Genomic DNA, 11396 nt, shown 5'->3' with positions numbered 1-11396 from the left:
CAGAAGTGAAACATCGTTGCGCCAATGGTAGTGTGGCTCCGGCCATGTGAGAGTAGGTCATCGTCAGCTCTCTATTCTAAGAAGAGTCACCCTTAACCGGGTGGCTCTTTTTTTTATCTTTAATTTAGTCATCATCATGTGACCTACGCAGAAAACGCTATTTAAAGCGTTTTCTCTTGCGCTGCCTAGCAAAGCAGTGCTTTGACTATTTCCTCGCTCTCCTCGTTCGTCAGCTCTCTATTCCTGAAAAGCCCCCGACATTAACTTGTTGGGGGCTTTTCTTTGTCTTCTATTCTTATATATAAAAAAACCATCATTCATAAGAATAATGGCTTTTGCCGTTGTACTTTAAGCTATCTTTGCGAATAATTATTCAGCAGCTGACTTACTAAACACTTCTTTCAAGCTAGTCGGTTCTTTACGCTTAGCTTCATTGTGCTCATGACGGGCTTTAGAAGAGGCTTGGTAAGCACGTAGACGAGAGTGCTGTAATGTGCCAATCGGACGATTCTCTTCTAGGCAGCGGAAAGTCGTAAAGCTTAAATCTTCGATTGCTGAAAGGTTACCATCGTCTGGAACATCTTGGCAAGGTATGGTCAAAGTCGCTACGGTAACGAAAGGCGCGTTAGACTCTTTCCATTCTTTAGTCAGCTGTTCGATAGGTTGTTTTTTGATATTTTGGCAAAGTTGAACTTGCACTTCGAACTGATAGTCGTGCTCTCTGATTTCTTCTATGATAGCGGGACGAATTGCTTCATCTTCGGTAAATAAATGAATGTTGGTACGTTTAATTTTCTCCATAGAGGCTTTGGTAGGCGTTACTCTAACTTTTGCCATGTAGTCGCCATGACGAAACGCGCCTTGAGAGAAGTAGTCATATAACCAAGCGTTCTTTGGAGGGATAGTCGCTAGCTTTCTAAAAGCGTTAAGTGATCGCAGACCTTCGATATCAGGGAACTCTTTGCCATATTTGGTCAACCAGTGAAAGACAAACTTACCTTTACCTAGTAGTCCATCGCCTAGATAACCGTTTAGTCCGAAGTTTAACTTAGACAAATAAGCATAATCTTTTAGGCTGTTAGTAAAAAAGATAGGGCCATTGACTAAAGCATAATCAAAGGTGGTACTATCTTCTTCACCCGGCGCTAGCTTTTTGCCTGGCACATCGAATATTTTAATAGCTAGTCCTTGTCCCAACCCGAGTCTTCTATCTGCACTGACGGCGGCAGCGGCGTTAGAGAAGCGAATGACTGCATCATGAATGCCTGCTTTGGCATATAAACCTTGAGCATACTCTTCAGGAATATTATCTAATATCTCAAACTTAGCTTTTAAGCCACAATAGCTCTTGGCGTGGACGGCACGAGTATGATGATCGATATCGTTTAAGTCTTTGCTTTTTTTGACATACAGACGGATGTCTTCGGTAATCGTATCTATGACTTTATTATCGTCATTGCTTAAGGTGATATATTTTGGGTCGTATTTAACATATTTAGGTTTAAATATTTTCTTTAGCATCATCAGCTTCCTTATATTAATAAACTAGAATTCGAATTCTTGAATATTTTATAAAAGTTTGCTAATAGTTATTTATGATAAATATTGGTAATGTGTAAATGAATCTATATTAATATGTTTTCTAGTGTTCTAAAACAACTCCCCAGCTTCGACCACTTCCTCAAAATCAAACCCTAACTGCTCCCCTTTACGCTGCCGCATTTGCTCAATACGCTGCTTACGCCCTACAATTAACCTCAATACTTCTCTGCGCTGTTCTGTGCTCATACTTAACCATAATTGACGCTCAGTACGACTTCTTAAACAGCCGAAGCAATAGCCTTTTTTATTACTTGTGCACACACCTATACAAGGATTATCGATGTCAAACAGTTCAATCTGTTCACTCATGACGTCTCCTTGTCTTCATTTTGCTTCGGTTAAAATAGATATTTCGATAAAGCATTCATACTAATATAAGTTGACTATAGATCAGCGATTTTAGCACTATTAACGCTATATCACTGGTGTTATGCTCGTTACTAGTTATTTTTACAGTATACCGAATGTCGAAGATGAGATTGCATATGAATATTGTGTACGTCCATGGCTTAGATAGCGATGCCAATTCTAATAAAGGCCTATTGTTGGAAAGCTATTGCCAAGAGAATTATCCAGATATCGAAGTCCATCGTCCTGACTTAAATCAAGCGCCTGAGCAGGTCTTTAGCTATTTGACTGGTTTAGTTACTAAGTTGAGTCAAGAGGCCAAAACCGTATTGATTGGTAGTTCGTTAGGTGGATATTTTTCAACGTTAGTGAGTAATCATACTGGTTGTGCTGTGTTATTGCTAAACCCTAGCACGCAGCCGCACGTTACTCTCCAGCGCTTTAAAGACGATGCGAGTCAAAATACGTTAGAATCGTGCAGTAGTTTCGATGGTAATGAAACACTTTATACCACCACTGGTGGTTGGGCGATCACCATAGCGGACTTGCACTGGTTTGCTGCGCATCCATTATTATCCATCGCTAACCCTAGCAAAGTAGCAGCGTTAATCAAAGAAGGTGATGAATTACTTAATGCAACTCTTTCAGCGAAGTTTTATAGTGAGCAAGGCGCTAGAGTTATTTTGCAAAACCGCGGCGATCATCGTTTCAGTGATTTCGCTGAGCATTTGCCAGAAGTTATAAAGTTCGTAGAAGAGCTGTCTAATTAGTGCAATGTGCCTAATAAAAATATCAAGAACACTAAAAAATTAGCATTAAGCTCTCAGATGTAATCAGTACAACTAAACGACATTATCTGACGTAAGGCTTATAACTATCGGCCTTTAGCGCAGTATTTTTAGTTATAATGGTTCAATAGAATTTATAGTTTGTAGATATTAAGGAAAGCATTTGTGAGTCAATATAATGCGCAATCGTTAGAAGTTTTAGAAGGGCTGGAGCCAGTACGTCGTCGCCCGGGTATGTACACGGATACCACGCGCCCCAACCATTTGGCGCAGGAAGTCATTGATAATTCGGTCGATGAAGCGCTAGCTGGCTACGCCAAAACTATCAAAGTGCAGCTGCATGAAGATGGCTCGTTATCCGTAGAAGATGACGGGCGCGGGATGCCGACTGATATCCATCCTGAGTTTGGCCAGACAGGTATTGAGCTAATCTTAACGCGCCTGCATGCCGGTGGTAAGTTCTCGACTTTTAACTATCAAGTGTCAGGCGGTCTGCATGGCGTTGGTATCTCAGTCGTCAATGCGCTATCAACCCGAGTCGAAGTCACTGTTTGGCGTGATGGTACTCAGTTCGATATGGCACTAGAAAATGGTGCGCCTGTGGCGCCTTTGAGCGAATCAGTTAGCTCTAATAAACGCAAACGTGGTACGCGAGTGCGCTTTTGGGTCGATGGTAGTTTTTTTGATACGCCTAAATTCAGTGTCAAACAGCTTAAGCATAACCTGAAAGCTAAGGCAGTACTGGCAGCGGGTTTGACTATCGAATTTACCGATAGTATCAACGATGAAAAAGTCGTTTGGCAGTTTACCGATGGCGTCGTTGAGTATCTCGCTGAGCAGCTCGATGGTCTGGAGACGCTGCCAGATGTCCCTTTTTATTATAATTATGACGCCGCAGAAGGCGAGCGTGCAGGGATTACCTTTGCGCTATCTTGGTTGCCTGAAGGCGGCAATCCGGTTCAAGAGAGCTATGTGAATCTGATTCCAACTGCGCAAGGCGGCACGCACGTCAATGGACTACGCACAGGTATTTTAGAGGCGCTGCGTGAGTTCTGTGATATTCATAACCTATTGCCGCGTAACGTCAAGCTGACGGGCGAAGATGTCTGGGATGGGATAAATTACATCTTGTCCTTAAAGTTCTCTGAGCCGCAGTTCTCGGGACAGACCAAAGAGCGTCTATCAAGCCGTGAGGCGGCAGGTGCGGTGCAAGCATTAGCCAAAGATGCGTTTAGTCTCTGGCTCAATCAGCATGCTGATATAGGGGCGCAAATTGCAGAGCTAGCGATCAATAAAGCCGGTCGCCGTCTCAAGTCCGCCAAAAAAGTGGCGCGTAAGAAGATTACTCAAGGTCCAGCTTTGCCGGGTAAGTTGGCAGACTGCCGCGGTGATTTGCGTGATGGAGCCGAGCTGTTTTTAGTAGAAGGCGATTCGGCTGGCGGTAGTGCCAAGCAAGCGCGTGATCGTCATTATCAAGCGATACTGCCATTACGCGGCAAAATATTGAATACGTGGGAAGTGTCTTCCGATACGGTGTTATCAAGCCAAGAGATCCATGATATCGCTATTGCTATCGGTGTCGATCCGGCCTCTGATGATCTCTCTGAGCTGCGCTATGATAAGATCTGTATCTTAGCCGATGCCGACTCTGATGGCCTGCATATTGCCACGCTCATTTGTGCTTTATTCGTCAAACACTTTCCTGCCTTAGTTGATGCTGGTCATTTATTTGTCGCGATGCCGCCTTTGTATCGGGTCGATATCGGCAAAGAGGTGCATTATGCGCTAGATGAGGGCGAGCTGGAGCACATATTATCAAAAGTTCCTGGTAATAAAAAAGCGCAGATTACTCGTTTCAAGGGTCTGGGTGAGATGAGTGCAGAGCAGCTACGCGAAACGACGATGAACCGCGATACCCGCCGTCTAGTGCAGCTCGATATGGATGATATGATGCTGACCAATAGCGTTATGGATATGCTATTAGCCAAAAAACGCGCCTCTGACCGCAAGTCTTGGCTTGAAAATAAAGGCAACTTAGCAGATATTGCGCTATAGGCTAACGCTTCTAAACGTACGTATAAAAGGGGTAATTCGTTGAGAGTTATTCCTTTTTTATTGGCAAAGGCTTCTGTACAAGCTATATAAACAAAGCAGAGTATAAATAATAAGCTAGTTTGCTCAGGTTAATGCTATGATGGGATACTCCTTATTCTGTCGTACTATTATGTCCTTAAACTCAAAAACCAGCACCACTGCTAAACCTACTCCGAACAGACGCTCCAAAGTGTTGCCTGATCTTAATAGAAAAGATTTAGGCGACTTAATTCCTAAGCGTGGCGGTAAGCTTGCTCCTACGATAGGTCGTTTACTGATGAAGTCAGCTGGCTGGAAAACAGTAGGCACTATCCCTAATATCTCACAAGCGGTGGTATTAGCCGTTCCTCATACCTCCAATATCGACGGGTTATATGCGTTGCCTTGCTTATTTGCGCTGGATCTCAAAATCAGTATTATGGGCAAGCATACGCTGTTTAAAATACCAGTGTTGGCGCAATTGATACGTTGGCTTGGCATCATACCCATTAATCGCGAAGTTAAAGGCTCAGTCTTGCAAGCGAGTATCGATAAGTTCAAAAACAATAAGACTTTGTTTTTGGGTTTAGCACCTGAAGGGACGCGTAAATATACTGAAAAATGGAAAACTGGGTTTTATTACTTGGCGGTTGGCGCTAATGTGCCTATTTTGCCTGTTGCCCTAGACTATCATGCCAAAGAAGTGCGCTTTTTAGAGCCTGTGTATCCAACAGGTAATATCGAAGAGGATTTGCCAAAGATTTATGTGCAGTACGGCGGGGTGATGCCTTATCACCCTGAGCGACTCTCGCAGCCGCTACAGGACGTTAATCAAGACTTCAAAAGTTAAAGACAAGGTTACAGCAAGATTAGAAATTGGGCTGACCATTGGAGGCGCTAACGCCGCCATCAACAGGCAAATTAACCCCCGTAATCATCGACGCATCTTCGCTAGCTAAAAAGGTAATAGCCGCAGCGATATCTTCAGGGGTGACAAAGCGTCCTAAAGGACAGCGCGATAAAAACTTATCGACCTTCTGTTGATCTTCTCGCATGTCTTTGGTCATACTGGTCTTAGTCGCGGTAGGGTTAACTGCATTGACGCGCACACCGTCCGGACCATGATCTAAAGCTAACGTGCGCGTCAAATTAGTGACGCCCGCTTTGGCAGCATTGTAAGCAGCCATATTCCAATCACCACCGATACCTGAGAGTGATGAGACGTTAATGATGTTGCCTTTTGTCTTGATTAGATGCGGCATGGCGGCCTGACAGACATAAAAAGTACCATTTAAATTGACATCGATAGCTGAGCGCCAGTCCTCGCCAGATAAATCTGTTATCTTGCCTTGCATACCTTTGCCAGCGTTATTGACGACGATATCGAGCTTCTCAAACCTATCTATCACTCGTTTTATCATTTCTTGTACTTGGCTTTGTACACTGATATCACAAGTGATCGTCATATAGTTGTCGGTATGAATCCAGGTTTTGTCTTGTGGAAACTCTTTTGCGGTCTCCTCCAAAGTTTCAGAGGTACGTCCTACCAATACGACAGTTGCGCCTTCATTAGCGAAACGCAAAGCAGTGGCGCGTCCCATGCCTGAGCCCGCTCCAGTGACAATAACGGTTTTTTCTTTGAAACGTTTCATAATATCTAATCCCTGTTATGATATAAATTTTAAATAAGTATTCTCTGGTAATGATATCTAGTACGGTTAGTGATAAATCTACCATAGCCTTATGGCATTCTTATAACAAGCCGTGGTTATAAAAATGATACCAAATTGCTCAATCTGCTAGGCTATGATTTTCCTATAGCCAGTTCGAAGTAAAATCGATAGATAATCCACTTGACTACCAATAGCACTAGAATTAGAAAAAACAAAAGGCCTTTGCTTTGACACCACCAAACCCCACACCTGAGCTGCACAATCAGCTGACACTATGGCTAGATAGCTATTTACAGGTCCAAAAAGCGCCAGCAGATGAGCAAAGCGCCCATAATAAAAAGTCCACGACGCAACAGCTCTATCAGCTACCTTTAGGGCAACTTAGAGTCCTGAGAGTGGTCTTAGCCCCTTTAGTAGATAATACTAAAAATAATACCAAAACGGATATAGACGCCATACGCTCGGCAGCTATAAGATTTGCTTTAAGGTGGAAAAAACGTCTGTTAAAACAAGACAAAAATAACCAGATCAATAGCGCTTATGTGCTCATATTGGAGAGAAGACCGGCAGTCGATAGCGACAATTTGGTGCAAACACCAGACGATAGTCACCGTTTATCAGCCGAGATGACAAGCGCTGATACTCAGCATGCTATAGAATACCAATCCGCCGATGCTAACGATTCTGGCATAGGACTACAAGTCTTTGACCAACAAGTCTGGCAGATGGTATTAGACACTCTGCAGACGCCGAATGATCTATGGCGACTCTTACGCTATCATCAAGCAGAGCTGCAACAATCATTGAGTAGTACACAACTGAGCAGTACTCAAATAGACAGTACTAAACCTAGCTTTAATTTTGAGCTGTCTGTGCTTAACCAGTTTATGGATAGTCCGGCTATCTATGCGCAGGCGCTCACTATCGACAATGCTTTGATAAAATACGGTATTCAGGATGCGCCGAATAATACGTTAGTCGCTATGAGTCTGGCTCAAAGAAACAATGAGAAGACTACAAAGCGGATTTATGAGCAAATGAGGCAAACATCTCTCTTGTGGCATCAGCTTAGTGCTCAGATGCTCTCAGAGTCGCTAACAGCTGCGCAGTTACCGCTTTGGCAACGTCAGTTATTATCAGAGTCGTTGTTCTCGCGCCATGAACTGATCCGCACCCTCTATCAGCATCCGAGTCGCAGCATTGAGCAGCAGCAAGCTGGTTATGTGGTACATCAGCACTCTTATGAAAGTTTAGGCCGACATTATGTGTTGATATTTTATGGCCGACAGCAAGACGGCAAACAAAGCCGCAAAACCATCGCGCCAAATCTGGCTACAATAGCCAAAGACGTGTCTACGCGCCTACCTATCGCTGAGCTGCATCATGTTATTGTGCTAGGTGTGGAGTTTATGGTAGAAGGAGTGGATACCTTTATTGATATTGACCTATTTATCCAGCCAGTGACCGCGATGAGTGAAAAAGAGCGGCAACTGACTAGACAGTTACAACGCCTAAATAGTCAGCAGCATAATCAAAAACACGATGGGAAAGCAAATAAAGTGGGCTTAAATAAAAATTCAAAACCACTGCCAACTATAACCCTTAGTTTTAATATTCCCGCCACAAAAAATAAACCACAGAGCTGAGCGCCTCTAGCCTATACCAATACTATTATCCATACGCATAAAAAAAGACAGCCTAAGCTGTCTTTTCTTTTTACGTTAATAAATACACTGCTATCAACGCTTATTGATTGGTGTCGTCAGCAAGACCGCTACCCGGTAAGATCTCATTATCATTACCAGTGTTAAGCCCAGTGTCTGTATCCCCTCTAGCAGGAGTGATATCGACAGTGTTGGTATCAAGATTACTGGTATCTACAGTGTCCGTACGCAAATCAGTCGTTGCAGTGCTTGGCGTAGCTGGCGTGTTTGTAGCAGTAGGCGTGTTATCGCGAACCGATTCTTTAATCTTTTCTTGCGTAGATTTGCTTGGCTCTACAGCTGATTTAGCTTTCGCTTCATCACGCTCTTTGTCCATCTTGTCTTGCATCTTGCGTAAGAAACGAGATGCAGCTTCTTGACCACCAAGACCGAATGATAGAGCAAATGCTACGGCTACGGCACCTAACGTTAGACCAAATGCGAGGTTAACAATAGAATCAGCAATACCCATCGCTTTTAGGCCCATAGCTAGTACTAAGCCCATGATCAATACACGTACAATATTGGCTAAGAACTGTGAACCTTGTTCTGAGCGCTCAACCACACCAGCGATGATATTGGCAAGCCAAAAGCCGATGAATAGAATGATCGCGCCTAAGATGATGTTGGCACCGAAAGCGATAAACATCGTAATGATCGCTGAGATAGGCTCGAAACCTAGTAGATCAGCGGCTGCAACTGCAGCAAACAGCATCGCAAAGAATACGATAGCATAACCGACTACATCAGAGATGCGCTTATCACCCATCGTCTCTTGTAAACCAACTTTGGCAGGTAAACGGTTGATTTCAGTATTCTCAAGCAAGCCTTTGATGATGTTTGCAACCATACGTACGACATAATAAGTTACAATCAAGATGGCGGCTGCCATAAAGATATTAGGCAGAGCTTCCATTATTTTATTGAGCATGTTAGTCGCAGGACGAGCAATAACTTCGATTTTTAGCGCATTTAAGGCAGCGATAATCGTTGGGATGATTACTACTAAAAAAGCTAAAGAACCGGCAATATTAGGTAAGCTATTTTCTTCGCTAAGACCGGCTTTAGAAGCAAGCTCTTGAACGTTAAAGGTAGACACCAGGTTAGTTACGATACCGCGTACCACTTTGGCAATAATATAACCAACAACAAAGACCACACCTGCGATAAGAATGTTCGGAATGAAGCTAAAGATTTTATCAACCATATTCGTTAGAGGAGCAAATAAGCCATCAAGCTCTAACTGACCTAGTACTATCGTTAGAACAATAAGCAAGATGAACCAATAAACCATATCAGCAATGGTGCTGCTCATAGGTTTGACGCCTGCTTGCGCGCTCAAGCGCTCATCCATCGTAGTCTTTGATAACGCAGTATTAAGCGCCGTGCGAGCCACAGTAGCCACAACCCAACCGATGATACCAATAGCAATGGCAGCGATAAGATTAGGAATAAAGGACAACACTTGACCCACCATGTTGGCAAAAGGTGCCGAGATAGAGTTTAAGTTAAGCGTATTTAGAGCGGCTGAAATAGCTATGATAAAGATAAACCAAAAAACGATCTTGGATATAATGCCTTCCAAGTCGTAAGATTTACCCGTAGAAGAGTCCATACGTTGATTTAAGTTTACTTTGGCCAGTACATTACGTACTAAGGCGGCAATACCTAAAGCCACTAGCCAACCAATAATAAAAATTAAAATAGCCCCAATGATAGAACCAATAGGTCCACCAAGATAACCATTAAAAGATGTAAACATTGGATTCATCTTATCCTCCTTTAATAATCATGTCTCGATAATGAGATAAATAGGGCACACTCACCAAAAAATGACATCATTATTTATAAATAGTATTTTAATAGAATTATTTAATTATAAAACTGCAAAATAGAGCAGGTGATTATGAGAATGGCAGTCCATTGCACAATAAAAGTTCTGTTATTAAGCGTTAACCCGGAATTGCTATTGTAACTGATAATTTATTTGCTAACTGACAACCTGATAAAGGGTCGTTAGAAGAGATAAATAGAGATCGGTTTAAAAAACCTAAGCCATTTTCGGTAATCCGGTGATTTATGTAGAAATATGACTTATAGTTACATATTCTTTAATCTGATTAAGCTTAGCGGATATGGTGTTTAGTTTAAAGACATAATGCTTTACTTAACGCTATAGTTGTGTGATAACTTGTTATCATGATTAAAATCATTAACAAAAAATGTACATCTGATGATTAAATATTATCTTAAACCCGATAGTAGGCGTAGTTCCTAAAACCAAGATTTGTTATGATGACGGACCAATAACTTATTATCACTACCTTACAATTTGAGAGTACTCTATGAAAAAAATCACTACCTTTGCAATTGGTACGCTAGCTAGTGCTATGTTGCTAGTAACCGGCTGTAGTACCAATAACGGCAATCAAGACACCTCAGCGGCAAGCGTGGCTGTGACCGAACAAAGCTCGCAAACCCAAAAAGTGGGCTATAGCTTGGGCTATATGATGGCAGAAGGTAATAAAGAAGCGGTTGCAGATCTTGACTTAGATACCTTTGAGCTAGGTTTCCGTGACGGATATCAAGGTAATGACTCTGCTTTGACCCAAGAGCAGATGCAACAAGTATTAATGGATTACCAAAAAGAGCAAGAAGAGAAGTTCGTTAATGATATGCAAGAAAAAGCCGCTGAGAACACTGCAAAAGGCGAAGCTTATCTAGCGGAAAATGCGAAAAAAGAAGGCGTGAAAACGACTGATTCAGGTTTGCAGTATAAAGTACTGACCGCAGGTACAGGCAAGTCACCAAAAGCGACTGACGTCGTCGAAGTCAATTACGAAGGTAAATTGATCGACGGTACAGTATTTGACAGTTCTTATGAGCGCGGCGAGCCTATCGAGTTCCCGTTAAACCAAGTGATCGCTGGCTGGACGGAAGGCTTACAGCTAATGAAAGAAGGCGGCAAATACGAGTTTTATATACCAAGCGATCTTGCTTATGGCGAAGCGGGCAATCAAGGCATCGAACCTAACAGTACTTTGATTTTCACAGTTGAGTTGTTATCTGTAAAATAATGAGATCTGTAGGTATTTAACAGACGCTAACGTCAATAAAAAAGCTCTCATAATATGAACTGACCCCCAAATGTTGGACGGTTTATTTTATAACAAGGACTGAGTTCTGTATTGCACAGGACTCAGTCCTTT

The 11396-nt window shown here is 42.5% G+C and carries 9 protein-coding genes; 5 read left to right on the top strand and 4 right to left on the bottom strand.

What is annotated here, in order from left to right; translation table 11 throughout:
- Nucleotides 1-369: 369 nt before the first annotated feature.
- Entirely contained in the window at nucleotides 370-1524 is a 1155-nt protein-coding gene (locus ACS8E3_RS12875; protein ID WP_439244733.1) for a catalase family protein, read from the bottom strand.
- A gap of 126 nt (nucleotides 1525-1650) precedes the next feature.
- A complete protein-coding gene (locus ACS8E3_RS12870) occupies nucleotides 1651-1911 on the bottom strand; it encodes a DUF1289 domain-containing protein (RefSeq protein ID WP_439244731.1) in 261 nt (86 codons plus the stop codon).
- 176 nt (nucleotides 1912-2087) lie between these two features.
- Between ACS8E3_RS12870 and ACS8E3_RS12865 the strand changes: the two genes are divergently transcribed.
- The 3 genes from ACS8E3_RS12865 (at nucleotide 2088) to ACS8E3_RS12855 (ending at nucleotide 5661) form a co-directional block, all read left to right on the top strand.
- Entirely contained in the window at nucleotides 2088-2720 is a 633-nt protein-coding gene (locus ACS8E3_RS12865) for a YqiA/YcfP family alpha/beta fold hydrolase (protein WP_439244729.1), read from the top strand.
- Nucleotides 2721-2903: 183 nt separating this feature from the next.
- Nucleotides 2904-4793: a DNA topoisomerase IV subunit B gene (gene parE, locus ACS8E3_RS12860; RefSeq protein WP_439244728.1), complete on the top strand. Its 1890-nt coding sequence runs from the start codon at nucleotides 2904-2906 to the stop codon at nucleotides 4791-4793.
- A gap of 136 nt (nucleotides 4794-4929) precedes the next feature.
- Nucleotides 4930-5661, top strand: coding sequence for a lysophospholipid acyltransferase family protein (locus ACS8E3_RS12855; RefSeq protein ID WP_439244727.1), 732 nt, complete (start codon nucleotides 4930-4932; stop codon nucleotides 5659-5661).
- A 19-nt stretch (nucleotides 5662-5680) separates the two neighbouring features.
- Here the strand turns inward: ACS8E3_RS12855 and budC are convergent, their stop codons facing one another.
- Entirely contained in the window at nucleotides 5681-6463 is a 783-nt protein-coding gene (budC, locus tag ACS8E3_RS12850) for a meso-2,3-butanediol dehydrogenase (protein WP_439244724.1), read from the bottom strand.
- 248 nt (nucleotides 6464-6711) lie between these two features.
- Here budC and ACS8E3_RS12845 point away from each other — a divergent pair, with 248 nt between their 5' ends.
- The gene (locus ACS8E3_RS12845) at nucleotides 6712-8130 is read left to right on the top strand and encodes a hypothetical protein (protein WP_439244722.1); all 1419 of its coding nucleotides are present in this window, start codon (nucleotides 6712-6714) and stop codon (nucleotides 8128-8130) included.
- A 100-nt stretch (nucleotides 8131-8230) separates the two neighbouring features.
- Here the strand turns inward: ACS8E3_RS12845 and ACS8E3_RS12840 are convergent, their stop codons facing one another.
- The gene (locus ACS8E3_RS12840; protein WP_439244720.1) at nucleotides 8231-9958 is read right to left on the bottom strand and encodes a mechanosensitive ion channel; all 1728 of its coding nucleotides are present in this window, start codon (nucleotides 9956-9958) and stop codon (nucleotides 8231-8233) included.
- Between the two features lie 574 nt (nucleotides 9959-10532).
- On the opposite strand from ACS8E3_RS12840, the gene ACS8E3_RS12835 reads away from it, so the two are divergent.
- The gene (locus ACS8E3_RS12835) at nucleotides 10533-11264 is read left to right on the top strand and encodes an FKBP-type peptidyl-prolyl cis-trans isomerase (RefSeq protein WP_439244718.1); all 732 of its coding nucleotides are present in this window, start codon (nucleotides 10533-10535) and stop codon (nucleotides 11262-11264) included.
- Nucleotides 11265-11396 lie beyond the last annotated feature (132 nt).

Origin of the sequence: Psychrobacter sp. 2Y5, from assembly GCF_051847375.1 — a bacterium.
GTDB lineage: Bacteria > Pseudomonadota > Gammaproteobacteria > Pseudomonadales > Moraxellaceae > Psychrobacter.
This window is presented reverse-complemented; position numbering and strand designations above follow the sequence as displayed.